The organism is Pantoea sp. SIMBA_079 (genome assembly GCF_046940275.1).
Lineage (GTDB): Bacteria > Pseudomonadota > Gammaproteobacteria > Enterobacterales > Enterobacteriaceae > Pantoea > Pantoea borealis.
Genome location: NZ_JAWRYR010000015.1, coordinates 1 through 25,219, shown reverse-complemented (window position 1 = coordinate 25,219; position 25,219 = coordinate 1). Strand labels below are relative to the sequence as shown.

Here is a 25,219-nt window from a genome sequence, read left to right as displayed (position 1 = left end):
TTACTCCAGGGCAATGCTGAGGGCTTCAGTGCGCCCGTCTACAGAAAACGCTACGCGTGGCGTCAGCGGCAGCTTCCAGAGATGAGTGCCATCAGCAGAGGACAGCGTGGTATCAAACTCATCGCGGATATCAGCACGCGAGCGGATATACAAATCATCGCCCTGCTGCCAGACCGCGGTATCCGGCACGCTGCCGCTGGTTTTAAGACGCTTTGCACCGGAAGGCGGCACGCCATCCAGAAACGCCTGCAGCACATCATCATGCAGTCCGATTCGTGAAGCTGTCGGTGCGTCAGCCACTGCGGCCGGACCACGACGGGGAATGCGCAAATCAAGTCGCGCATCTACCGTCCAGGTCTTTTTCACTGTGTCCGCTTCACCACTCATGACGCTTATCTGCAGCGGAACGGACAGCCCTTTCAGGCCCACGGTCACGAGCGTGCTTACGAAATCGCGTTTGGCCGTGATGATCATGAAAGGCGTACCGGGCTCCCACTTAACGACAATGTCGGGAGAGCCACTGTGTGGCTCACCAAGCAGCTCCCATGGAGCGCCAGTACTGTCAATAAAGCTCACCGTTGCAGGCCAGTTCACTGCAGTACGAACCAGCGGCAGGCTGGCGCCCGGCTGCAGACTGACGGTCTGCGCAGTAATGCGCGGGACCGCAGTAATACCGGGAGTTGCCAGCGCCCGGTCCTGTTCGGCCTGCTGTGCCCGCAGCCGCCGGACTTCGTCCGCCGTCAGTGGCGCAATTGCTGCCTCAGCCTGATCATATTCGACAGATGCAGGTGCCGGCAGCGCCTGACCGGGCAGCGGACCCGCCGCACCGGCGCCGGTTATGGCATCTGCCGGAGCTGCAATCGCGCTGCCGCATAGCGCCAGCCATAAGGCCAGCGTGCGAAAGTTACTCATAGGTTATTACCCTGCGTTGTTGGTGATAGTCTGAGTGACCTCAAGGCCTCGCGGCTTCAGGCGAACGTCCGTCTGCTGAATGCGCAGCGTGAAGATATAGCGCAGCGGCGGGCTGCTGCTGTTCTGCCCCTGCAGGCGCATCGTGACCGGATACTGAAACTCCCATGTATACCGTCCACCAATAACGCCACGGCGCGCTATTACGCCCGGCTCAACGGTATTTGTGAGATTCATTCGCTTATCTTTAACCAGCGCCAGAATGTTCGATCCCGTCGTCAGTGCCTGGTTGTAGCCGGCAAACCCCTCTTCAGAAAATCCCGGAGAGGACGCTGTCATCTGTTCCCTGTAATGCACAAAATCAAGCGTGAAAGCCTGACTGATGATGTCAGCCCCAAACTGACGCACGTCACTTTCTTTCCAGACTGGCTTTTCCGTCGGGTAAAAAGGCGTAATGCGTCCGTTTTCGGTGGCAACATACTCACGCGGCACGTTCATGTATGCCCAGATAAGCACGCAGGTTGCTGTTGCAAGGATCAGGTTGCCCAGCAGGCTAACTAACAGCGCTTTCAGGCAGCTGCGTGCAAACCCGGCGCCAAGCGTGCGCTCGTGCTGGGCATGCACTGAGTGTTCATAAGCTTCCGGGTTTTCCAGCGGCTGCACAGCGGCCTGCGCCAGCGCCGGATCAGGATGTTGCATGTGTTACTCCTTACATGCCGTAGGACTGCCACGGATCTATGTCGTCGGGCAGATAGCTGTTGATTTTGTCGGTCATGGCGCTGCAGACCTTTTCTGACGCTTTGTTCATGATGTCCTGCAGGCTGGGAAGATGCGGCATGCTGACCGACACGTCCCGTATACCTGAAAGACAGTTCTGCATCTGATCTGACATCTGGCTTTCACGCTCAGACCAGGCATCGCTTGCCTTTTTGGCTGCGTTATATCCTGCCTCACTGCCGGCCTTTGCCGCCCTGGCGGCCCGGCAGCCGGCTGCGTCAGCGGTGAAGGATGTCAGACAGAAAAAGACCGCCACCAGGGCGGTCTGTATGTTTTTCATGTGAGTACTCCGGTCAGATAGTTGCTTATGCCGGGCGGTTGATTGTTGCCGGCGTGGCCTGTAGTGCTGCTGCCGGCTGCTCCTTTGGGTAAACAGGTTCAGCCTTATAGCGCTCGTCATAGCCCAGCCGTGCATGCAGCGCCGGCGGAATGCTGGCTGGTTCCTGCAGCTTTGCAATCCGGACTTTTTCGTCACCTGTCACGCGGAAGGCAACGTGTTCGCGCGGTATCGGTTTACCGTCAGAACGATTAACGCCGTTGCCGCTGCCAACGGGTTTCGCACCCTCAGGCGTCAGGATGTTGATTACCATTTTTGGCGCGTCTTTACTGTCTGGCATGCTTGCCAGGACATGCTGATATGTGTCTCCCTGACGCAGAACGCCCTGCAGATACTGGCCATCCCCCTGTACCAGGTACAGATCCGGCTTCCCGTCAGCTCCCCATGCGCTCATCACTGCTTTGCCGGCGTGCTGATTATGGTCGGGGCGCAGGGCTGACAACGCATCACCTGCGCTGCTGCTGCCCTGACCGTCAGGCCTGAACCAGTAAAGGCCGTCCGCGGGTTTAGGCGGCGCACTGAGGGCAATGTTAAGCTGGCTGGCTACAGCATGCTGGATCTGCGTGTAACGATTTGCGCTGAACGCTGAAAGCTTCAGCATTTCATCGCCTCCGGTCTGAACGCGTGTACCACGCACTGAGGTAAGTGCCCACTGATTTCGATTGGTCTGTACAGGCTCATAATCACCGGTAAAATTGCCGTCCCTGTCTTTTGAAGGCTTGTTTACCGTAACGGGCTGCTGCCCCATCCATTGCAGTGTCACCATCTGTCCGTCGCGCAGGCGGGTGTCGCGTATTAATCCAGCAAGCTCTTTGCCCCAGAAAGTCTGCGATCCTTCGCGGGTACGTAATGTAATAAACACGCTTTCCTGATTACCCTGTTCAAACCGGAAAGGCGCCTGCCCGTGTGCTGTCACCTTACCAGTAACAGGTTCTCGCGCTTTTTCAGCCGGGGTGTGAATATCCGGCCGGATAGTGGACTGCGCCGGCGAGGATATCGTGGCATCTGATACCGGTGTAGCTGGCATGGTTTTACTGTTCACTGAAGAAACAGGAGCTGACACCGGCACAGCCGGCGTTTCCGGGCTGGCAGCTGTTACAGGTTGCGCTACCGGAGTCGCAGGCGGTACCGGGCTGGCAGCGGCGGTTACGGGTGCTGCGACCGGCTCCCCCCTGACCATATCCGGGACTGCTGCAGGCTGCCCGGCTAACCGCTTAGCCTCCTCAAGTGCAAGCTGCTGGCTTGGGTTTTTCATGCTGACCTGCAGCCCGTTATTTACAATGACGTTTATGGCAAACGCCTTGAATTCATCGCTGCCGGTGAGTTCAATTTTGCCATGGTAGAACTTTGCTGCATTTAACAGAGCGGCCAGAACCTTTTCTTCATCAGCACTGGCTCCTTCCGCCATGACCAGGCGGTTTCCGCGGTCAGTAAACGCAGGCGTATTGTCCAGACTGTAGATAACGCTCTTACCATCAGAGTGTCGTTCATGAGACAGCCGGCTCAGCAATTTATCCTGATCGATACGCGAAGCATTTTGTGCAGGCGCATCTTCAGGTTGTGGCGCCACACGTTGCGCCCCGACGAGGATAGCGTTTTCCTCACCGAAAGCAGCCGGGCCCGGCTGCGCTGGCTCAGCAAGAGGTACATTTTCAAGCGGAACTGTATCTGCTGATGCAGCCGGCTGTTCTTCTGCATTGACTATCAGTTCAGCGTCAGGCGTGACGTCAGCTTCAGCAACTGAGGTTTGTGTGATTTCTGACGCCTGTTCCTCAGCAGCAGAAGCATCTGAAAAGGTATCTGATGCTCCTGACATATCTGACTCAGGCGTTTCCAACGCACTCGCAGCTATGGGAGCCGAACTTACAGGTGAGGCGGGAGGTGCCGGAGAGTCAGTATCGGTATCAGACGCAGCAGAAGTATCTGATATTACGGCAACCGGCTCTGAATGAGATGTTTTATCTGGCACATCACTGACAGAGTTTTCCGGCAGTGCTGTTATTGCGGGGGCTGCATTAGCTGGCGCACGCTCAGGCATCACATCAGCTGTTGCTGAGCCTCTTTTCTGCAAAGCTTCAGATGCCGGTATGCTCTGAACCAGACCAGACGGTTCAGGTACAGTTGGCCCGGGCTGGGCTTCAGCCTGCTGCGCTTTCAGAATCCGATAAACGCTGGTCTGCCCGATGCCGAGTTCTTTGGCGATTTGCGACGCCTTTAACCCTTCTTCGCTTAACTTCAGAATCGCATCGGTGTGTTCTAAAGCCGCGCCCGGACGACGTGTTGCTGGTTTGGATTTTTCAGTGTTTTCTGGTGCTGGAGAGGCGTCGTCAGGTTTGGCCATGGCCGGGTCCTTGTAATTAAGGCTGATAAGAGCTTCATTGATTTGCGGAAGGAGACTGGCACGTAATGCGTCTATGCCACGGGATTGATGCAGGTCATTAAAATCTTTCAGGCCGGCGTCTATTTCATCAGCATGCAAGTCAGGAATGATAACGGCGCCACCTACTGCCACAGCGGACCGCTGAGCAGATAAAAGGCCTTTATTTTTTTCATTAGCGTGATCGAGATCAGCCATAAACAAATGCGGGCTGTCAGGGAAATGCGCCTTCAGGATCTCACCAACGGCTGCCATATTTCCTGCATCAACTGTCATAACTACAGGCCGTCCGGTAACCATATAAAGGCTGCGGGCAGTCGCATAACCCTCGGCGTAGAGCACTGGCTCACCATTAACCAGCGGGCCTCCTTCTACGCGAAAATGTCCGGACTTTGGGGCGTCAGCGAACAAATATTTTTTTCCGGCCGGCGGTATATATTGCAGCGTCCGGAATTCACCGTCTGCGTTATAAAGCGGAATGGCCAGCGCGCCATTATTGGTTAGCCTGAGATCCTCTGCTGCCGTAACACCTTTGCGAACCAGGTAAGCATGCCCGGGATCGGCTTCGGCCATTATTGAAATTAACCCGTACGCTTTTGCGGTCTGACGTGCATACACAGCAGCCTGCTCGCGTGCCGTATCGTCCTGACTTTGTCGCATCACTGCACGAATATGTATGCGCGCTAACGGGTCAACTTTTCCCGGGCTGCCGCTGGCTTTCCACTTTGTAATATCCTGATCGTTATCTGCGCGGTGATAATTGATAAACCAGCCACCGGGCTTGTAACCGGTCGTAAAACCCTTGTAGACACCATCAAGATTCCCTTTCTTACCTTCAACGACAGGCACCCGATGTTTCCTGCCGTCCATGACCGGCAAATCATCCAGTATCAGTCCGGCGCTGGTCAGTGCATCGAGAAACTCAGACTGCGGGTCGCCGCCACCACTGCTCCGGATGCTGCGATCGGGCAGCCATGCGTTCAGCCGGCTCAGGTCGGCACCGGGTCGCGCATACCAGAGCTGCGCCTCGTTATCCCATGCAATTGCGTTCCGGCCATCAGGATGTTTGCCAGCATCAGCTTTTGCTGCATCCCGCTGATCCGGCAGCACAGCCAGCCACACCGGATAATCTGCGGTTTTCATAGTGTCTCCTTACGTTTGTCGGAGTAGTGGTTACTCGCCGTCTGTAAAGCGGCGATACCACCACGGGCGCCCGCTCAGACTTTTACCGCGGGCAAGGCGGGTGAGACGTGTCAGCATTTCAGTCACGCCCCAGCCAAACATTTTCAGCAGGCGAAAGATCGCGATCACGCCGGTCACGACATACAGCGTTTCCATGCAGGGAAAGCGAAACCAGAAGAGATAAAGCAGAAAGAGCCAGGCAGGCACGCCGGCAAAACTCAGTGAAAGACCAGCCCGGCGCCAGAACCCGGGAGGATAGTCATTTTTATGACGCCGGCTCATCACGCGCCCTCAAATTCACGACGCTGCCGGGGCGACATCACCGTGTTAAGTTCCGCGGCATCAATGCGGCCTTCAGCGCAGAGACGCCAGGCCTGATCCACGATGCGGCGCTTTTCAGCCCGGATAATGTTGTTCACGTGGGCACCCCACTGTGACCAGGGCATTTCTCCGAGTACCTCGCGCAGCGCATGATCAATTACGATGTATTCCCGCACCGCAGTACGCTTCCCGTCAGTCGTACGCAGTAGTGTCTGAACCACGACATACTGCAGTACACCCAGCAGAGACCAGGCCATAGCGTCCCGGCTTTCATGCGGAAACTCCATCAGCAGGCGCGCAAACACCTCACCTGGCGAATCAATATGTGTGGTAGTCAGACAAAGATGGCCAAGCTGTCCGGCGCGGATGCCAGCATCAATGGTCTCGCGGTCACGCATCTCACCCACGCCCATGACCGACGGCGCACGCCGCAGGTCAGCACGAATGCCGGTAGCAAAGTCCGGAATATCCTCGCCAACCTGCGACTGTAGCGGCGGCAGGATGTCCCCCGGCCGGCCGAGGATGAATTCAATCGGATCCTCTTTTGTGGTGACTTTACGATGGGGATAGTTATCAAGGCAGTATCGATAGGTTGAGGCAAGCGCGGTGCTTTTACCCGAGCCGGTTATGCCGCCCCAGATGGCGAGCCCTTTTTCCGGCAGGATATTCTCCATCAGTTCCGACTCAAGATTCATTCCCGTAAGCGGAGGGATGTCGGTCGGGATCACCCGCATGGTCCAGCCAATTGTTTTCTGACGCCCCGCCGTTCCCTGCAGCAGATTAACGCGAAAGCGAATACGTTCACCGCGCTTAAGGCCCCAGCGATTATTTGAATCTCCGTCGAGCTGCAGTGCCCTGTCGTTTGACTCGCCGCCGCGAATCTTGGGGCGCAGTTCAGGTGAAAATATTTCATCCATAAGCTTAGCCATGGTGTCATCTGGCACCACAAACGGGCTGGCGCGAATCAGGCGCCCGAAGCGCCCGACCACAAAGTGATTGTCTCCCTGCAGGTGAATATCGCTTACATTATTTCGCGCGCACCAGACCATGAAACTGCGGAACGTATCGGCGTCAAGACCGGCGCCGAAATCAAAGGGAATAAGTTCTGATGCCATTAGCGTTTCTCCGTATTAATAACTGGCTTCCACTTAGCTTTGTCGGTCACAAAACCGGCTCGTGAGTCAAGACGTCGTTCACGGTCGCCGGTCGTAAGTTTGTTACGATCGCCTGTTACCGTCTGCTGACGCTCAGTAACAACCGGCGCTGTGACAAGGTTCTGCCGGCGCAGCAGCAGATAGGTAAGCATGCCGTTGTAATCGCGAGTAAGCCGGTTAACGTTAGCCTCAAGCGTTTCGTCAGCACTTTGCCGACCTTCTGCCCAGCCTTCGTTAACGGCAGCCTGCCAGATATCGCGCTGTACACCGTTTTCAGGCACGAGACCGCCAGCTGGTTCATCCGGGGGAACCGTGCTCAGGCCTGCCATAAGCCAGCCGCGCCAGGTTGGCGGGTTACTGACGAAACGTTCTGGCTGGATAATTTCGTAAACGCGGCTTGCCGTACGTATCTGGTCGGCCGTGACGTGTGCCACATCAGTTGCCTCGGTAATGACCGGCGGAAGCCAGCCGCGGCTACTGATAAGCGGCCGGAAGTCATAGGTTGCGTCAAGCTGCTTTGCCCGCGCGTCCAGATCGCGCCGCAGCTCCCATGCCCGCTGCGCCTTACCTCCACGAAAGCCGGTTGTGCGGCCGCCCTCAGTGAGCATCTGCCGGCGATTATCAGAGACATCTGCCGTGTCCCGCTTTTTGGGTGACAGGTAAGCCTCAGGCCCCGGCGGCGGTGTGCCGTCCGGGCCGGCTGTTACCGGTGGAGAGGAGTGCAGCCCGGCACAACCCGCAAGCAGCGCAGGGAGTAGCAGAGCGCTGAGTCGCAGTCTCATCTTTTTCCTCCGTGCGCAGGACGCACCTGCGGATCATTAATCGCCGGCATAAACTGCAGCAGCATCTGTCCCGGGTAGGACGTTAGTGAGGCGCGCCAGGCGGTCTGCATTTCAACTATGCGCAGCAGGTTGGCGTAGGTAATGTTCTGTACCTCTATATCCACCGGCAGCGGCAGGCGAACGCCGGCATAGCTGAATGCCTGCCCGCGTGCCTGGGCAAGGCTGCGCAGCAGCTCAACGGCATCGCCGTTCCAGCTGAGCGTCACGCGATCGCTGTCTGCACGGATAGTACTTACCGGCAGCGGCGTCTCTGCTTTCAGTGCGTCTTCTGCCCACAGCTGCTGCATCTGCAGGGCCGGTTTTGAAGGCTGAATCAGCGTTTGCGTATGTGTGGCAGATGTCTGCAGCTGAGCGCCTGGCTGACAGCCACACAGCAGCGCCGGCAGCGCGGTTAGGATGATTTTTTTCATGGATTCTCCGGGAAGTCCGGTATTCAGATAAGAGGAGGGAATATCGATACAGCTCAACGGGTAGCGAGCCAGACCGCCCAGACTTTGCGCGCATACACCATGCGCCGGGCCTGATTACTTTCAGCAAATCCGGCGTTATAGCTTCCCAGGCATTGCCATGTCAGGCCGCATACCTGCAGATGCTGCGCCAGTATCCAAGCGCCGGTCTGAACGTTCAGACAGGGTTGCGTCAGCAAATCGCGTTCGTCGCTGATAACTCTGAGCGCCCTGAGCTTTGCCAGATGCGTAGAGTTGATCTGCATCAGGCCAAAATCGCGGCTGGTAATGTGTCCCTGCCGGTCGCGGTTATATCCAACCGCGTGCGGGTCCATGCCGCTTTCTACCTGTGCAATCGCGCGCAGAAGTTGCGGTGAAACGTGATACCGCTCGCCGGCCTCGCGAAAACAGTAAGCCTGAGCGGAGGCACACAGAAACAGCGTGCCCGTCAGGACGTATAACGCGAGCCGGGCGGCAATGGCTGCCCGCTTAAACGCTGGCTTTCTCATCATTCAGTTTCCTGTGAGTTCGATATAGCGCGTGTAAACCTTACGTGCATATCGCATACGAAAGGCCTCATTTGCGTTTTTAAAACCTGCGTTATAAGCCCCGACAGAAGTCCAGTTGACGCCGTTCTGGGCAATGTTTTTTGCCAGTATCCAGGCACCGACGTGAATGTTCTGACAGGCATTGCTCAGTAAAACGTCACGAGTGATACCCATCGGGCGCAAAACCGGGAGCCATGAGGTATTAATCTGCATCATGCCAAGGTCCTCACTGAGGATCCGTCCGCCTTTCTTGTTGTATCCGATGGCGCCCGGATTAAGCCCGCTTTCTACTTCTGCGATGGCATGCAGCAGACGCCAGTCAACGCTGAAGCGCGCGCCGGCGTCATGAAAGCAGCGGGCAATATCAGGGGGAGCTTTTGCAGCGTGCGTCACCAGCGCAGTACTCAGTAAAAGCGCTCCAGTTACCAGTTTCTGCATAGCGTCACCATCATGAACACGGGATAAAGCACGGTTATGAACGGCACGCCGCGGATAAATCGCCCGACAATAGCCGTAAAGAACAGGCTGGCCAGAAACGAGAGGCCCGCCCACTCCGGGGTCAGCCATGCGCCCAGCGCTGGCAGAACATAAAGATCACCTGACGCCAGCGCCGGCGGCTGCGCTCGCAGCCATGTGATCACATTGAGAAGCACTGCCGGCAGCAACATAGCTGCAGCGCCAGCGAAAATTATCAGAGCGTCAGCCTCTCCCGGCAAAAGCGCCCCGAGGGCCGCCCAGGACAACATGAAGATAAGCGGATCGGGAACCCACTGCGTTATCCAGTCGATATAAGCGGCACAGGCCAGCAGCAGCACAAAGCCGCAGAATGCCGGCTCGCGCGTCAGCAGCCAGGCCGGTATCACGCCACCCAGCAGAAGCGTCGCTGCCAGAAAGGGACGCACACGGGCTATCTGCGGCGTTTCGGATGACTCAGCGGCAGCAAGCCTTGCGCTTTCATAAAGCACGGGAAGGCTGAAGGCGAGCATCAGAGAAATAAGAAGAACGGCGGGGATAATCAGAAGCATGCTACCTCACGTAGACCACGTAACCGGCCGGAATAAAACCAGGCCGTGTCAGCCTTCCGGAGGGAGTATTGATGCCCGCAGCATCCGATAACCCAAAGTGCGCGCTGTTCTCTGTTTTTTGCATCAGCTGAGAGTAAAAACCGGGCGAAGACGGCGCGAAAACGTAGCCGGTGCCACTGCTGATACGCAGCTGAATGCTGCTGTTACGGGTAAGCCAGGAAGGCAGAGACACTTTTGAGGCAGCGTCACCGTCCGCAGGTGCACTGACAGCCCAGAGGTTATTAAATGCGGCTACGTAATTTAGAAACTGGCCTGCCTGCTGCGCTTGGATAACTTGATTGATATTATCGTTATGTGATTTGTTAATAAATGACGATAAGATACCAGCAACAGTAGTTAATACTGCGGCAAAAAATATTGAAGCTTTCATTATTCACCTGCAGATAGAATTGATTTCAAAAAGACAGGGTTAGCCAATAGCCTCATGCTTTATAAAGCAGGAGGCGTATTATTTAGCGTTAAATTAAAACATACTGCGATGATTAGTTACATAAATCGATACGGGCTGCTTTTTTCCTTCGGGATAAGGATAGCGGCTTTTCGATGAATCGCCATGACAACCATGCCAAAATCAACGACATAAATATAGACATCAACATTCTAAAATACCCATCTTCAATACCAAGAGCTTCAAAACGCTTACCTATCCCATTATTCATTAATGTATGAATTAAATACAAAGAGAAAGAGATATCTCCAAGAGCAATAAGAAATTTTGGTACATATTTACCAATAAATTTCTCCGCCATCACTATAGTCAACAGTATTAAGGCATAAACCCAGCCAGACTTCAGCACCCCATGCCCAATAAACTTACCTTGGCTAAAGAGAGAAATAGCCAAGATCAGGCTAATGATGAACATAATTGTCATGAATTTCGGAGAGATATGTTGTAAATAAGGCAGCGCTAAGCCTATAAGCATACCTATTATAAACAACCATATCATTGGATTCGTAATCAAACCAAGCCAGGCTGAATTTAAAGCATACCCACTTGAGTTAAGCGTAACATCATAACCAAGTACTAAAGGAATAAATATAAGGGACATAAAAAACAAGATGGCAGCAAAAAACCAACGCTTACTGAACAATAGAGATACCGAAATAAACACATAGAACAATACTTCGTAGTTTAATGTCCATCTGATGCCGTACATACCGCTATCATCTACATAGAAAGGACCATGAGTAGGATATATAGGCATAAAAAGCAAAGCGCTAATTAAGTTTTCAGTTCTATCCGTGTAATGAAACGTGCTCATGGCCCCGCTAAGGAAAAAAGTAATAAGCAGGATTATATAATAAGCAGGCAGTATTCTCAGGGCTCGCCTTTTGATAAAAGAAATTGCACCATTAAGACCATTAGGAACCCTGGATGCGCTAAGTGTTATAACAAATCCACTTATTAGAAAGAATAGATCGACACCTGTCCCTCCCCACCGGAAAAGAGTATCACCTAGCCCTGGATTAACAACGTTGATGTTCCAGCGAAAGTGAAAAAGCACTACGCTTAGAGCGGCTATTCCTCGAAGTGCCTGAACACCTCTAAATCCTTGATTATTCATATTGGAAATTTTTATCACAGTCTGACATAAACAGAGGGCAGAATAGTACAGGTAATGTCATTGTCTTGAACAGACTGCAGTGGCAACAAAGCACGTACCATGACGCTGATTATTAGGAGTAATGATGATAAAACTGTTACTAGCGGGATCAGGGTATGCCTGGTCAGGTGAATTATGGTTACTGCCATCGCCATACTTTGTCAGGATGTATCCGCCAGATATAAGCTTCGATCCCGAGGGGCATATTGCCCTTTCAGCCGTGCTGTCCAAGCAAGTACCGCTGCTGCGTACAATCAAGGTATCAATTGGTGTACTCTGCAGCTTCCATATACCTCGCTGACATGATAAGACAGCACCTGAAGAATCGCGGCTGACTTCTCCCCAAGTATCGCATTTTGTCCCCACTGTATTAACCTGATTAAGCTTTATAACACCGCCTACCACAGCATCATGAGCTGCACGCAGCGTGCCATTAGCCAAAATGTCTTTACTTGAAGTTATGTTGCCGGTTGCGGTAATTGTTCCCCGTGAAGTCACTGACTGTGTAGCCGTGACGCGTGCGCTGTTCACGTCGGCTGAAGCATTCAGGGTCTGTCCGCTGACCGTTCTGGCATTCGTGACGTCGTTACTCCCCATATTGAGTGCTGTGCCCATCGTGTTGAGTTCCGGATGTCCGGCTACGCTGTGACGATAGAGATAGTCATTAACCAGGGCGCCGTTAGAGTAAAAGCCGGCAATCACAACGTGGGCGTCACCGGGATTAAACCCGCCAAATGCTGAAAGATTTTCCTGCCAGCTTCCAAGGGCTCCTTTAGCAATGCTGTTTTCAATGTAGCCACCTTCAGCACCGATGTGAGTGGCAAGCTTGCGCGCCTCACTCATAGAAAGCGTTGAGCCGCCAGTCAGAAAGGTCATCGTATGAAATTTACCTGCTGCCGGCTGGAATATCAGTGTCCGGTAGGCCGCCGTATATGCATTAACAGGCGAGTAGCCTGCGGGCAGATAACCGGCTGAGATAAGCATCGGAACAGTAAGCGTGTAGCCTGCCGTCGCGCTGCTCCCGGCCGCGATTGTGGATTGCTGATCGGCGATAAAGCGGTTTACCGCCTTCTGCACAGTGTTTGCCTGTCCGGCGGCCACATTCATCCGGTATTCCTCAGCAGCCCACGTCATGAGGGGCACCAGGATGGTCACGATAGCGAACGTGATAACTGCCCACGCTATAGTTGCATCGGTGATTTGCGCAATTCCCCGCTTCATCTTCTTCACGGTTAATCCTTAAAGTCGTAGGTAATGGAGGCAAGCTGTTCCTTCAGGTTGTACTGGCCGCCGGTAATACGGGCCCGGATGGTCGCTGCCTGAGAGGTGTTGCGCAGGTTGAAGCCGGTAATATCTATCTGACGCCTATTACCTGTCGGGTTAAACCGCATTGTCTGGTGAGCCAGCACGTAGAGCGTATTTGCGATGTTGGCTTTTGCTGATGGACTCACCTCTTCGCAGAACATGACATACCGCTCCAGCGCCTCAGTCACAGAGGCTGCATGAATGGTTGAGATAACAAACATGCTGAGAGAGGCTTTCAGTACTTCGTGCGCCGTTGCGCTGTCGCGAATTTCTCCCAGCAGAAACGCTGAAGCGCCCATGCGATATGCCTTACGGGTGGCGTTCGCATATCCCTCGCCCTCCTGCACCTCAAGCTGAATACAGCGTCCGTTACCATGACGTCCCTGCAGCAGCGTTTCTGCAGGATCTTCAATGGCCACGCCAAGACTGCCGGTCATGCTCAGCCGATGACTGAGCACCGTTGCGGCCGTGGTTGTTTTGCCTGCTCCCATCTCACCTGCTATCAAAAACAACCCTGTAGCGCCGGGAAGCTCAACGGATTTGCGAAGCGGCGTACTGAAAGGAATATCAACAAAGTTCGGAATGGCTCCGGGCGTCTGGCGCAGCACCATTCCGGTGTGGCCGAAAAGATCATGAGACAGCGTGGCCCGATATAAGCGGCCATCATAAAAGCAGGAAAATTCATTACGCCCCGTTTCCTGATACCTGTTTTCACACAGGGCTTGCAGCTTTCTGACATCCGCAACAAGGGCTTCAGAAACGGGAGTCAGAAAGCTGCTCCCGCCAACCAACCCTTTGATTTCGGCATAATCTTCACCAAGATAAAGGTCGATAAAATCAGCGTCTTTAAGCGCAGTAGGTTGCATAAACAGTCCGGGGAAGGCCGCCGGAAGCCGGCGGCGTAGCATTATGAGCGGGTGGTAAATGTCAGGGTGTTATCGCCATCCACGCACGCGGTTGCAGCGTTGGCAGCGGTCACTTCGGTCGTGAACGAGGTGTTGTTGATTTTGGTTGATGCCAGATCAGCAGTGCCAATGCTTCGGGCGACTTTAATGCAGTCGCGCTGCGGCAGGCCGCTGTCAGTGACGACGAATCCGACACCGTTGCCCTTAACAGTCAGCTGGCCCCCGGACTTGTTATAGATGAGTCCGTTTGTGATGGTGTAACTTTTTGAGATGCTGCCACCTTTGACCAGAGCGGGCACGTAATCATCGGTGCCGTAACCGCTTGACGCACGCAGGTTTCGCGTCTCATTCATAACGGTTGTGACCAGTGTGACCTCAGTAGTGCTGTTCAGATAGAAGTAGGCCAGTGCTGCAGCAGCAACCACAGAGCTGATAACCACAATCATGATGCCAAGCGAACTGATTGCGTCAGTGATGTTCGCGATACCCTTTTTTAACTTCTTCATTAAATCACCCTTCAGGAGATGTACGGACAGATGCCGTGCGGGCCGGGCCTGCACAGCTGTTTAGGAATAAAACGGATGAAGCGGGAAGAACTGCTTTAGCCAAAGAAAAAGGCTTTCTGAATGAGGCTGAACATGATCAGCATGAGTGAAGCGACTACAACGCCGCAGAGCAGCATGCTGGCAATACGCATACGCTCTCCGGTTTGCTCAACGCTTTTGACCGTGCTTTCAAGCCATGTATCGGCAAAACGTTTCAGCGAACCCTCACTGTTTTTAGTTTCAAACAGGCTTTGCAGTTTAATAATGGCGCGATCGCCAGGAAACTCGAAGCCGGTAGAATCCAGCGCCTGCCCGAGATTTTTTTCACCTGCCGCAATAGCCTGCTCCAGTGCATCCAGCCGCTCATACAGCCAGGCTGAGCGGGTAGACTGCTTCATGTTGGCCACAGCACGCTCCATGGGGATTTTTGCGGCTTCCATTGCGTTCACATTCATAATGAACGCGGCGCCATGAATGCGCTGATAAACCGACCAGGGCGGAAACCTGTCCAGAAAGAAGCGCAGCGGCCCTGTGAGCCGGGGAAGCGAGTAAACGACCAGGGAAACCACGCCTCCGGCAAACAGCAGGAGCATCAGCCACCAGTCTTTAAGCAGCAGATAGAAGTAGTACACTGCAGTCTGCATGCCATTCCACTGACTGAGCGGCACTGCCTGAAGAATGACGGGTACCAGCATCAGGCAGAACATCACGATAACGCTGACGGTCAGCAGCATCAGGTATCCGGTCTGACCGATTGTGGCTTTTACCGCCCCGGTAAGACGTCCCGTTCCCTGCGCAATGCTTATCGCATTAAGAAAGCCGTTCTCCGGACGCCCTGCCAGGTCGCAGGACTCAATAATGCTGAGTTCCTGATCCGGTATCCACTCACGCAGCGAGTCCCCCAGATTAAACCCGGCGCCCAGATTTTCGGCACATTCACTCAATATCTGTGCAATGGCATCCCCGGGGTTTTTTCCGCGGCGGCTGTAGTTATCAATAAGTTTCTGATAAGCCTCTGCAGCTGAGCGGCCGTCCAACAGGTACTGACGGAAATCGTCATAAATTTCCATTCGGTCTTTTGCGCTGAACGTTGCCTGATACAGCGCGCGGGCGAATCGGTTCATGACTCATGACCCTCCCTCAGTCTTGCATCGCGATCAAGATTGCAGATGCGCCTGTGAGCCCAGACAGGATCGACGTGGCCGGCATCAATCAGCCGCAGCAGGTTCTGACAAAGCGTTCTGCCACCCTGATTTATCCAGTCCAGATAGGCGGCCATTTTGCCTTCACGGCTGTAGAGGCGCATAAACCGGTTGTCCGTTTCGATAACCTCAAATACTCCGGTTCGGCCATTTATGCCCGTGTTTGCGCAGCAATTGCAGCCCGCTTTTCTGCGCAGGAAAACCTTTAACGTCTGTGCATGCGTTTCGACCATATCCCGCATCATCGGGCTGACATCATCCCGTCCCTCCTCCCAGGGAACTTTGCAGTTTCCGCAGAGCAGTGGAACCAGTCTCAGACCAATCAGCCCGGAAACAATGGTTGGATCAAATAACAAATCTTCATCCACACCGAAGCGACGCAGACGCTGAATAATGTCAGCGGGCGAATTGTTATGAATGGTTGTCATAACAGGCGCGCCGGTCATGATGGCCTCAATCACGCCGTTTGCGGCTCCGGCGTCACGTACCTCCCCGTTGTAGATACGATCCGGATCCATGCGCAACAGGTTACGCAGCGCCTCCGCATGAGTCTGCTGACCCAGCGGGGTCTGAAATACGCCATCGATAGGAGATTCAATCGGGTCCTCAAGCGAAATGATATTTTCGCCCGGATCCTCCTGAGCCATAAACTCAGCTGAAACCTGACATATCGTTGACTTACCGTGTCCGGTCGGACCGCTGAAAAATGTGCCGCCGGTGCTGCTCAGCACGCGCTGCAGCGCCTGCTCCTCTTCACTGTTCATGCCGAGGTCTTTAAATTTCAGGCTTTCCTTACGGCGGCTTACGAGGCGCAGCGCAACGGCCAGCCTGTTCTGACCGCCCGGACGACTGGCGAAGCGGATAGTACTCAGCCCGAAGTTATTAACGAACTCCTCACGCACGCGAGCGTCGCATGGTTCGGTCAGGCTCAGCGTTGTTTTACTGCGTTCTTCACACATGGAGTTATAAAGCGCGTTGGCAACCCGTAGCCCCCATTCCGGCGCTTCATTTCTTATCTGACGCAGGTTGCCGTCAATCCGGTAAAGTACGCGTGTGTACTGCCTTTCAATACGAATGTGAATATCAGACCCGCGCAGTTCGACCGCTTTTTCTATCAGGGCGAGAATCACGTTCTGGGCAGCACTGATTTTTTCCAGGCTTTCACCCGAATTGCTGAACTGCTGTGATATTTTTTCCAGCCTTTCTCTGTCGCACCACGTGACTTTTGAATCTTTAAGCTGCGTACGGATATGATCGCGCAGCTCAAACAGCTCTGTGTTTTGGTCCAGCTCACTAAGCGCAAAAAGCACGTGCGCCTGCGTATCATCATGCCGCAAAAGACGGATGCTTTTGAGTAGATCTGGCGAGAAATGCCTGCCTTCAGCATGCGGTATCGGCACCAGCGTATGCGTGGCTTCGGTAATAACCATTTTGACGTTCTGCCTTAGTTAAGGGTGAACTGGCGGCCATCCTGAGTGCGCTTCATAACAACGCCGCGCATAGAGACCGAAATCACAACAAAGCCGCCGCTGACGCTGTCACCCGGCTTTACCTGAGTAGTACTGCCATCAGGCAGCTGCAGCGTTGCCATCGTACCGGCTACTTTCTCCAGTGCCGGCAGTGAGCTGGCAGCTGAAGCCGCGGGCATTGCGTCGCCGGCGGCAGCAGAAGGTGCTGCTGACTGAGTAATAGTGTCTGACTGACCTGCTGCCATTTTGGATTTATTAAAGGCGGCCTGAGCGTCATAAAACACACGGCCACTCTGCAGGCGATCGAGATCGCCCACAGTCCTGACGATGTCTTCCGCATGCACAAGACCACAGCCCAGCATCAGAACCAGAGCTGCGTATTTAGCGTTTTCCATACAGGGATCCTGAAATTTTGTATCGAACAGAGCCGTCAGAAGTATTAACGGCCAGAGTTATCTCAGAGAGGCGAATGCCCGTGTAAGCAGCACCAGCGAAAATGTCTCGCGGAGGAACGTCAGTTTCCGCTGAAAACTGATACTCCTGCCACTGCTGCAGCGGCAGGGTCTCACCTTCGCTGTTTGTCTTGACGTCATTAATAGGCACGGCTGTCACAGCGAGATCGACATTCAGCGCCTGAAATCGAGAAATCAGCCCCATAAGCCTTTCATCTGCCGCGATCATCGGGTCATCGCCTTCCGGTCGAAGCGTATGCGGCAAAGAGAAAGTGGTCTGACTGCTGTCTGCAAAGCTGAATACCGGCGTGACGCCAAAGAGCTTCTTAACTGCGTCCACGTAACCGGACGTGGTGGCAGCTGAATTAGTCCGCCTTATCGACTGCACGCTGACATCCTGCCGCGTGCAGACGATGACCGTAGACATCCAGCCATTGATAGAGATAGGTACTCTGCTGATAACGTCCTGACACTGCTGGATAAACGTTGCAACTGACGCCTGCTCAGTCCATGGATGGCGGAAGCTGTCCAGCGCCGCTTTGTACCGGGCCTCTTTATTGAGTTTTTGCTGCCGCAGCATTTCACGCTGCAATGCTACGCGTTCAGCAGCCTGCCGCTCGTGTTCAACATGCTGCCACCAGGCCATGCCACACAGCGCCAGCGTAAATATCACGCCGGCCGCGATCAGCTGTTCCCGGGTCATTCCCATCGTCAGCGGCTTAAGACGAAATGCCTTGTTCAGATTTTTGGGTATCAGAACAGCCTGCAAATCAAGCGCGTCGGTAACGTCCGGAATACTCAGATCCCCGTATACCGGTACGTTCAGTTCGCCTTTGCTGCCTCGCAACTCCTCACGCAGATCAATAATGGTTTGCCGCAGCTCCTCCCGGGTGAAAACCTTATCTGACTTGACGTGTATACCGCCGCGTTCGGTCTTACCGACGAGGGTGTATTGCGGTACGCCAGTCGGGCTTTCACCCAGCGTTATCACTGCAATGCAGCACCCTTTCAGCAGTGAAGCCAGCGTGACCGTCAGCGAGTAAGAGCCGCGAAGACGTAGCCGCGTTTTAGGTGCAAAACCGGCCTGTATGCTATCGCTTCGGCGAACGGCAACCAGGTCCAGCCCTTTTGCCTTCCCGACGCGGCGGATCTCTTTCATATAATCGCGCTGCGTCTTAATGGTCTGCCAGGTCAGCCCTGTCACGAAGCGGCGCTGATTAATAGTGAGCACCCGGATATTTTCATCGGCATGCGCGGATGGGGGTTGCCTGCTTTTTTTCTTCATGACGTTTACCGGATATAAGGCGTGACGGTAATAACGAACGATTGCCGCGTTTTGTCACCTGACCGCTGACCGCCGGTAATCAGGTTATCCGGCGAGAACATACCTTGCTTGCTGCCGCTGGAGACGTTCTGTTCTAGGCCACTGATCACGACGGTCTGTCCGGGTTTAAGCCATACGCGCTGCGGCACTGAACGGGAGTCAACTTCCGGCGCCTCAAGCTTTTCAGTGTCTGAGGTGATCTCACGTAGCCGAATCAGGCTTGAGATATTCAGGAACATATTCAGCATCATGCGATCCCCGCCATCGAGGATTTTAGGGAAGATGGTAATGTTGGTACCGGTCGTCACGGAACCCGGGGTCAGCGTCTGGGAGGGCAGCGCGCTGTTTCCGGTCTGATAAACCGTTGTGGATACGCTTTTGAGATACGATATCTGTCGGCCAACTACCACTGACGCGCTGGCCATATTCGTAGTCATCAGCGGGATAGTACGGACATCCGCCACGTTCGCCTGCTTTGACAGGGCGTCAAAAAGAAATGATGAACCGGCAAACTGTCGCGCACTACCCGTAGCTGTATCCAGTACAGAGAAGCTGATGGCGCCCGCATCCGCCACAGTGCCCGCAGGGCCGGCCAGGTTAATGCCGTATTTCCCGGCGAGCGTCTTATAGACCACGTTCCAGTCAATCCCTACCGCATCGCTCGTATCTGTATTTACGGTGTAGATAACGACTTTAAGGTTTACCTGTTTACTCAGGGCCTTATTTTCAGAAGTCAGATACTCACCAATGCGTCGTACAACTTCCGGTACGTCAGTGATCACGACCGTTCCGGTTGTTTTGTTCATGTCCAGACGACCGACGCCAGGTGTCAGCATGCTTTCGGCTGTAGATTTCAGATCGTCATACAGGTTATTTCCCATAGATACGTCTGACTTAAGGCTTGTCCCGCTTTCACCTGAAACGCCGCCGGAGTTTCCGCCTGAACCTGAACCGCCTGAACCACCTCCGCCGTCAGAGCTGCTGCTGTTAGATACGCCGCTGACTACGGAGCCTGTCAGAGCATATTTAGCGTCAGAAGGCTCAATATCAAAACGCGCCGTCTGAAGGTAGAAGAACGTCACCATGCCGTCCTCATACTTCCAGGAGATCCCGAGCCGGGCTGTCACGATGTCGAGCAGACCGCCCAGATTTCCGTTGTAGGTGATGCCTGAAAAAGTGCGCGATACGCCGGCAGAAGGTGCAGCTGCTGCAGCGGTTCCGCCGCCAAAAGATTCCAGCGGCCGCATTTCATCTGAAGCCGACAGCGCCGGAGACGGAACGCTGGTCAGCCGCTGAGTAGGTGATCCGCTTTCCGGACCACGCCCGCCCAGCACTGCTGCAGCATCAGGTGTTACCCGCGTCCGGATATGGCACACCGTTGCGATATCCTGACTGAACTGCCAGATATCCTGAGGCGATTTTGCCCGATAAGGCATGTTGCAGTTTACGATCTCACGGGGAGCGTCATATTTGGCAACCGGTAACGGAACAGGATTCACAAACTGGCTGTTCTGAAACTGCACCACAGGCCGGTTGTCAGCCGCTTGCCTGATAAGGGATGACGCTTCGTCAGCGGTCTGACCTGCATTGCGATTGACGTCATTAATACGTTCAAGCGCACACCCCTGCAGCAGCGTGCTGCAGATGAGCACACTGAGTGTGGTTTTTTTTAGCATGATTAATCCTGTTGCGGATGCGGGGAAGATAAGCCCGGAGGAACATCGCTGACGACGATAAGGCACTGCGGCCGGTAGCCGCTGACGAACAGTGGCACCTGTGCTCTGTGCCAGAGGCTGAACAGTTGAGTTGTTGCGTCCTCAAAGCTTGAAGCATTGAAGGTCAGGGTAACGTCAATAGGATAGTCAGTGGCCGAATCCCATTTCACAGACCATCTTGGCCTGCCTGGCGGGCAAGCCTCCTGTGACGCCCACTGTTCAAACCCCTGTCTGAGTGAAGCGCCCCGCTCAATTTTCCATACCCGGATCACAGGCTTAGGCCGTGCCGTAATAACAGGGCTGGCTGCCACGGCAGCTGAATCTTTTGCCGGCATATTCCCTCTGAAGGGATTACGCCCGGAAGTGGGTACCGGCGTAGCTGTAACCGTACCCGGTGCTGCGATTTTGGTTGCTGCCGGTTTCTGCGAAGCTGCGGCAAGGGCTGAATGCACGGCCTGCGCTCGCTGAACCGGCTCAACCGTGAGGATGTTATCCCTGGTGTTTAGCGTGGCCTTCAGACTGCGGGAAGCCAGCATTTTGTCAGCGACATACTGCCAGCGATCGTTACCGGTCCAGCTCCATAGCTCAGGAGTGTCCGGCCGGACGGCAGGATCAAAGTTAATACGTGTTCCTGACGGTACAATCTTCTTTAACGCCGCACGCAGCGTCGGTTCGGCGCCGTTCTGTGCAATAAAGCCGCCAGCAGGCCCGGCGCCTGTTAATGCTGGAGAATTTTTAGCAACGCCTGTTTTCAGCAGCGGCTGAGAAGTTACGCTGCTTCCGGTAAGCGCCGATCCTGCAGGTCTGGATGCTGAAGAAGCCGGGCGCTGCGCAGAGGGGCTGCTCTGATGAATGCGATACTGCATTGCGCTGATATCGGCTGCGCTACGTAAAAGCATGCCGTCTACCACGCTGCCCGACGGCGGCCCCGTAATAACCGCATGCTGCGTGCAGCCGGTCAGAAGCAGGACCGGAAACAGCCCTGCCCGTTCATTAAGTGACATAGAGATGACTCCGGATAGCTCATGGCCGGCACTGTCAGCGCGGTGGCCTGAAGCTCTCCGGCATTGACTGTGCGAAGTAGCGGAAAACCGCCATACAGAAAGGGTGTTGCGACGCCGGGTGCCTCCCGGTGCTCTGGCCAGACTGAAAGACGCCAGAGCGGCGATATTTAGACTTACAGCATCGGTTAAAAATTACCTTCCCGACGTCAGTCTGACCGCGTGCGCTGGCCGCAGGTCCGCCGCAACGAAAAGCGTACGAGCCGGACAGGGCGGATACGCTTTGCAATGATGCGGGAGTAAGCGGCTGTCTTTTAAATTCAGTAGAGAGGATAGGTACTACCCATCGCACAGAGTGGATTCGGGAGCAGGCTGCCTGTAGCACTGTCCGTGTCGGCCTGAGGATGTTTTGAGAGATGCAAACGAACTGGATTCAGGATTACTGGCTGATCATGTGCGCTGGCATAACACCGGAGCGCATTGAGGAGTGGCATGCAGCCTGCTGACGCTCAAACCAGAAATGAACGGGAGCCGCTACCGGACAGACCAGCCCGAAGCGCAGCGCTGTGCGAAAGTTGATGCTGCTGCGCTGTGCCCGTTCAACCTGTTCCGCCAGAATAGAACGAAAAGCCTCAGGCGTTGCGCTTCCTTTTGCTTCACGGCAGTCAGTGCAGACTGCAGCAAGTCCGCCGCTTACATATTCTTCACCAATCGCTTCTGCATGCCAGCCACGATCGGGTAACTCATTGCCGCAATATGCGCAGCAGCCGTTAAACTGCTGCCGCAGCGCTTCGCGTTTGTTTTTAGATAGACGCATATCTGCTCCCTGTAACAGCCCGTCTTCGCGGGCACCCGCAGTAAAAGTAATTCCGGGCTGACCCACTCATCTGAGTGGGCCCGCACAGATTTCTCTATGTCACTTTGCGTTATGTGGATTAAAACCGTCAGGGCTGCCCGTTCGCGACTGCATGATGCAGTGTTAACCTTCTCCAGCGGCAAGTTGAGCCCGACGGAACGCCCCGGGGCCTGCATGGATACGTCGATTTTGTACGTAGGGGTATAACGGTAACGCACCACAATTCCGACTTTGCACTGTCCCGGACAGAAAAGTGAGTCAAACAGTCGCTCCTTTTACTGCCCCGCCTCCCGGCGGGTTCCCCTGATGTGTGGCAGGCCGTGACGGAGCCTCCGGACATCTTCCGCGCACCGGTAATGCATGCCGGCAAGAGAGGACCTTGAGATCAGGGTAATAACGGGCACGTTGTTAAAGAGCGGATGACTAAATTCGGGCAAACGAAAGCCCTGCGCAGAAGCGCATAAATCGTAAAATTTGAGCTGGAATAAGACTTAGAAAAATTACTCGGCTTTTTCGATGTTCTGAGCCGTAAAACGAATACCCGGTGTAGCCAGATCGCTATAAATATCCAGATGGTCAGTCAGGCGTAAAGTTGCCTCTTTTGTTTTGCTACGACCGGAACGTTTAGCAGCCTGAGTGAGTTTATCTGACAGCTCAGTATCGAGGTTCAAAAGGATTGAACGACCTTTTTTTTTAATGTCAGAAGTCATTAAGCATTCCAGAGATTTTTGTATGGATTGTGTAAGCAATACCGCTATTTAATAGGATTTATCCTACTCCTGTAAACTACCTGCCACAGGTAGTAGATTGTTTGAGGATTAAACATATACAAAAAATAAGTACTAAAAAACAATGAGTTGATAGCCGAAAATTAAATTTAACACCCCCGACAGGGGGTGTTAAAAACACTAAAATAAATAACTCAAAGACTAAGTTTTACTGGTTTTTTTTCTTATGACTTCCTAAAGTCAAATTTATGATTAGCCTCGCCAGAGTAACCTGACGCAGGGAGTGCTCTGTTTCTACTTTAAGCCTGGCCATGGCCATTTCTAACGCTTTAATAACTTCATCTGCACTTTTTCTCGTCAGGGCAGAGATTCTGGCCATGTCATACCCGGAACAATAAAACAGCACGATGCTTACCAGTTTCGCCGGCAGCTCGGGGAGTAAAGATTCAAAATGACGCGTGTCAGAGAGTAATAAATCAAAATCATCAGCGCGCACCTTATCAGAGCACTTAGGGTTCGAGATGGGTAATGAAAGGTCAATAAACAGGCGACTGAGAAATACAACTTTCAGCGACTGCAGGCCAGAAATAGACAGTCTCTTTTGAGCAGCTTCGAGCGATTTCTTGATTGTTTCCGACGAAACGCCACGCAGTTCGCCGATCTCACGATAGGTAGCCCCCGTGGAGTACAGGCATGCGTCAGTAACCTGCAGCAGGGTCAGGGTAGGAAATAACTTGTAAACAGATTCAAAATGAATAGGATCCAAGGCAGCCATGGCAGCCTCCTCTACAGGTTGTAATGGTTAGCTGGTTGTACAGGGGTCCAGCCTGTGCAATCAGCGACTAAGTACTTCAGTTTGAGTTATGTCTTCGCTATTACTCTCCTTACGGTCGTGGTAAATCTCTGTTATTCCGCACCGGCGCCTCTTCAGGTTCGTAACGGTCATAGCGCGGTACGGGATCCTGAGCAACGGAACCTTTACTGTACTGCTCACGGAACCAGGACTCGGTCACGGCAATACGCGCCTGCTGAGTGCTGTCACCCACTTCAAAACGATGAACGGCATTATTTGCATTCAGTACCGCGCCGCTGTCGAGTAAACGCATTACGGCGGCCTCGTCGCCTTTGATAACGGCATTCTCGCCCGATCGCTGCGCTGTGACTGCTGCGGCAAGCCACCAGGTTTCCTGATCGGCTTCGTTGCGGGGATACACTTCAACTCTGTCACCGCGATCGGCGACCTCAGTTATACCGTTGCGCTGATACTCAATGCTGCCGTCTTTATTCAGCCTGACGTCATGTACAGGACTTCTGACAATCGGTGCGTCATCGCCCGGACCCACATGAACAATTGCGTCCGGCGCAGGGTGATTCTGCTGTGCTTTACGTGCAGCACGTTTTTCACGATAGGCCCAACCCCGCATCTGACTGATTGCGGCGACGTCGCCGTTAAGCGCCTCCTGTTCAACCCACGACTTCCAGGTAAGAGGACGCGCCTGTCCGGTTTCTTTCAGCGCCTGCCGTTCTTCACGCAGCTGCAGTCTCAGCTCTGCTGCTGCCTTCATCTTCTCAAACTCAGCAACCCGATACATCAGCCTGCGCATCAGTGGATCCCGGACGGTCTGGCGCACGTTCGCCTTCGTAGCCACGCAGTGAGCGGATATCTGGCGGAAGCGTTCGCCCGCGCGCAGGTCGGGTCTTTCCCAGCCGGCGCGATAGGCATCATAGCGGGCGCGCAGGATGTCGCGGGCAACGGCTCTCGCCTCTCGACGTTCGCGGCGTGCCTCTTCGTCACGCACGTGCAGCTGCGGCAGATAAAATTTATCAACCATGAGCATACCGGCCTCATGATTTTCCGGATCGGATGCGGGCGGTGCGGGCAGGAAACTGCCGTGCTTTGCTTCCATCGCCTGCAGACTGATAGCCGGATGAATGTCTGACGCTTTCACGCTGATGCTGTCGGGATTGAGCAGATCGAAAACGGCGAGGCCGCCGTTCTGTTCCCGCACGCCAAGCCCGCGGGTATACATGACATTGTGAAGCAGCGGCCAGCTGAGGCTGCCCTCTTCGGACAGGTCGCTGATCATCTGACGCGTCTCGCGAACGGCGTAGCCGTGAAGGCTTTCCTTATCGGA

25 protein-coding genes and 1 pseudogene are annotated in these 25,219 nt (G+C 54.1%); all 26 read right to left on the bottom strand.

Annotated features, from left to right (window positions below; all coding sequences use genetic code 11):
* The gene (locus tag SB719_RS16470; RefSeq protein ID WP_412159444.1) at positions 1 to 912 is read right to left on the bottom strand and encodes a DotH/IcmK family type IV secretion protein; all 912 of its coding nucleotides are present in this window, start codon (positions 910 to 912) and stop codon (positions 1 to 3) included.
* Positions 913 to 918: 6 nt separating this feature from the next.
* Complete coding sequence (locus tag SB719_RS16465; protein ID WP_412159443.1) at positions 919 to 1,608, bottom strand: DotI/IcmL/TraM family protein; 690 nt, start codon at positions 1,606 to 1,608, stop codon at positions 919 to 921.
* 10 nt (positions 1,609 to 1,618) lie between these two features.
* Positions 1,619 to 1,966 (bottom strand): conjugal transfer protein, encoded by a 348-nt coding sequence (locus tag SB719_RS16460; RefSeq protein ID WP_412159442.1) that lies wholly within the window; start codon positions 1,964 to 1,966, stop codon positions 1,619 to 1,621.
* A gap of 25 nt (positions 1,967 to 1,991) precedes the next feature.
* Positions 1,992 to 5,543, bottom strand: coding sequence for an LPD7 domain-containing protein (locus tag SB719_RS16455; RefSeq protein WP_412159441.1), 3,552 nt, complete (start codon positions 5,541 to 5,543; stop codon positions 1,992 to 1,994).
* Between the two features lie 30 nt (positions 5,544 to 5,573).
* The gene (locus tag SB719_RS16450; protein ID WP_412159440.1) at positions 5,574 to 5,864 is read right to left on the bottom strand and encodes a conjugal transfer protein; all 291 of its coding nucleotides are present in this window, start codon (positions 5,862 to 5,864) and stop codon (positions 5,574 to 5,576) included.
* A complete protein-coding gene (traJ, locus tag SB719_RS16445) occupies positions 5,864 to 7,018 on the bottom strand; it encodes a plasmid transfer ATPase TraJ (protein WP_412159439.1) in 1,155 nt (384 codons plus the stop codon). Before traJ ends, SB719_RS16450 begins: the two co-directional genes overlap by 1 nt.
* The gene (locus SB719_RS16440; RefSeq protein WP_412159438.1) at positions 7,018 to 7,839 is read right to left on the bottom strand and encodes a type IV secretory system conjugative DNA transfer family protein; all 822 of its coding nucleotides are present in this window, start codon (positions 7,837 to 7,839) and stop codon (positions 7,018 to 7,020) included. Before SB719_RS16440 ends, traJ begins: the two co-directional genes overlap by 1 nt.
* Positions 7,836 to 8,309, bottom strand: coding sequence for a DotD/TraH family lipoprotein (locus tag SB719_RS16435; protein ID WP_412159437.1), 474 nt, complete (start codon positions 8,307 to 8,309; stop codon positions 7,836 to 7,838). The genes SB719_RS16440 and SB719_RS16435 overlap by 4 nt, the downstream gene beginning before the upstream one ends.
* 53 nt (positions 8,310 to 8,362) lie before the next feature.
* On the bottom strand, positions 8,363 to 8,857 hold the full coding sequence (locus tag SB719_RS16430; RefSeq protein WP_412159436.1) for a lytic transglycosylase domain-containing protein: 495 nt from the start codon (positions 8,855 to 8,857) through the stop codon (positions 8,363 to 8,365).
* Entirely contained in the window at positions 8,858 to 9,331 is a 474-nt protein-coding gene (locus SB719_RS16425; RefSeq protein WP_412159435.1) for a lytic transglycosylase domain-containing protein, read from the bottom strand.
* Positions 9,316 to 9,918 (bottom strand): prepilin peptidase, encoded by a 603-nt coding sequence (locus SB719_RS16420; RefSeq protein WP_412159434.1) that lies wholly within the window; start codon positions 9,916 to 9,918, stop codon positions 9,316 to 9,318. Before SB719_RS16420 ends, SB719_RS16425 begins: the two co-directional genes overlap by 16 nt.
* A 1-nt stretch (position 9,919) precedes the next feature.
* Positions 9,920 to 10,348 carry a type IV pilus biogenesis protein PilM gene (pilM, locus tag SB719_RS16415; RefSeq protein WP_412159433.1) on the bottom strand — a complete coding sequence of 143 codons (429 nt, stop codon included), beginning with the start codon at positions 10,346 to 10,348 and terminating at the stop codon, positions 9,920 to 9,922.
* Positions 10,349 to 10,460: 112 nt separating this feature from the next.
* Positions 10,461 to 11,543 (bottom strand): acyltransferase family protein, encoded by a 1,083-nt coding sequence (locus SB719_RS16410; RefSeq protein ID WP_412159432.1) that lies wholly within the window; start codon positions 11,541 to 11,543, stop codon positions 10,461 to 10,463.
* A 57-nt stretch (positions 11,544 to 11,600) separates the two neighbouring features.
* Positions 11,601 to 12,803: a shufflon system plasmid conjugative transfer pilus tip adhesin PilV gene (gene pilV, locus SB719_RS16405; RefSeq protein WP_412159497.1), complete on the bottom strand. Its 1,203-nt coding sequence runs from the start codon at positions 12,801 to 12,803 to the stop codon at positions 11,601 to 11,603.
* A gap of 11 nt (positions 12,804 to 12,814) precedes the next feature.
* Positions 12,815 to 13,753, bottom strand: a complete 939-nt coding sequence (locus SB719_RS16400; RefSeq protein ID WP_412159431.1) for an ATPase, T2SS/T4P/T4SS family — start codon at positions 13,751 to 13,753, stop codon at positions 12,815 to 12,817.
* Between the two features lie 41 nt (positions 13,754 to 13,794).
* Positions 13,795 to 14,298 carry a type 4 pilus major pilin gene (locus tag SB719_RS16395; protein WP_412159430.1) on the bottom strand — a complete coding sequence of 168 codons (504 nt, stop codon included), beginning with the start codon at positions 14,296 to 14,298 and terminating at the stop codon, positions 13,795 to 13,797.
* Positions 14,299 to 14,393: 95 nt separating this feature from the next.
* A complete protein-coding gene (locus SB719_RS16390) occupies positions 14,394 to 15,461 on the bottom strand; it encodes a conjugal transfer protein (RefSeq protein WP_412159429.1) in 1,068 nt (355 codons plus the stop codon).
* Entirely contained in the window at positions 15,458 to 16,969 is a 1,512-nt protein-coding gene (locus SB719_RS16385) for a GspE/PulE family protein (protein WP_412159428.1), read from the bottom strand. The genes SB719_RS16390 and SB719_RS16385 overlap by 4 nt, the downstream gene beginning before the upstream one ends.
* Before the next feature lie 14 nt (positions 16,970 to 16,983).
* Positions 16,984 to 17,403: a type IV pilus biogenesis protein PilP gene (gene pilP / locus SB719_RS16380; RefSeq protein ID WP_412159427.1), complete on the bottom strand. Its 420-nt coding sequence runs from the start codon at positions 17,401 to 17,403 to the stop codon at positions 16,984 to 16,986.
* Entirely contained in the window at positions 17,390 to 18,745 is a 1,356-nt protein-coding gene (gene pilO2 / locus SB719_RS16375; protein WP_412159426.1) for a type 4b pilus protein PilO2, read from the bottom strand. Before pilO2 ends, pilP begins: the two co-directional genes overlap by 14 nt.
* Positions 18,746 to 18,750: 5 nt before the next feature.
* Complete coding sequence (locus tag SB719_RS16370; RefSeq protein ID WP_412159425.1) at positions 18,751 to 20,460, bottom strand: PilN family type IVB pilus formation outer membrane protein; 1,710 nt, start codon at positions 20,458 to 20,460, stop codon at positions 18,751 to 18,753.
* A gap of 2 nt (positions 20,461 to 20,462) precedes the next feature.
* Positions 20,463 to 21,503 carry a toxin co-regulated pilus biosynthesis Q family protein gene (locus tag SB719_RS16365; protein ID WP_412159424.1) on the bottom strand — a complete coding sequence of 347 codons (1,041 nt, stop codon included), beginning with the start codon at positions 21,501 to 21,503 and terminating at the stop codon, positions 20,463 to 20,465.
* Between the two features lie 436 nt (positions 21,504 to 21,939).
* Complete coding sequence (locus SB719_RS16360; protein ID WP_412159423.1) at positions 21,940 to 22,317, bottom strand: HNH endonuclease; 378 nt, start codon at positions 22,315 to 22,317, stop codon at positions 21,940 to 21,942.
* A 539-nt stretch (positions 22,318 to 22,856) separates the two neighbouring features.
* Positions 22,857 to 23,066: a TraY domain-containing protein gene (locus tag SB719_RS16355; protein ID WP_412159422.1), complete on the bottom strand. Its 210-nt coding sequence runs from the start codon at positions 23,064 to 23,066 to the stop codon at positions 22,857 to 22,859.
* Between the two features lie 226 nt (positions 23,067 to 23,292).
* Positions 23,293 to 23,859: a conjugal transfer protein gene (locus SB719_RS16350; RefSeq protein WP_412159421.1), complete on the bottom strand. Its 567-nt coding sequence runs from the start codon at positions 23,857 to 23,859 to the stop codon at positions 23,293 to 23,295.
* Between the two features lie 109 nt (positions 23,860 to 23,968).
* A pseudogene (locus SB719_RS16345) lies at positions 23,969 to 25,219 on the bottom strand (mobilization protein); the annotation flags it as partial.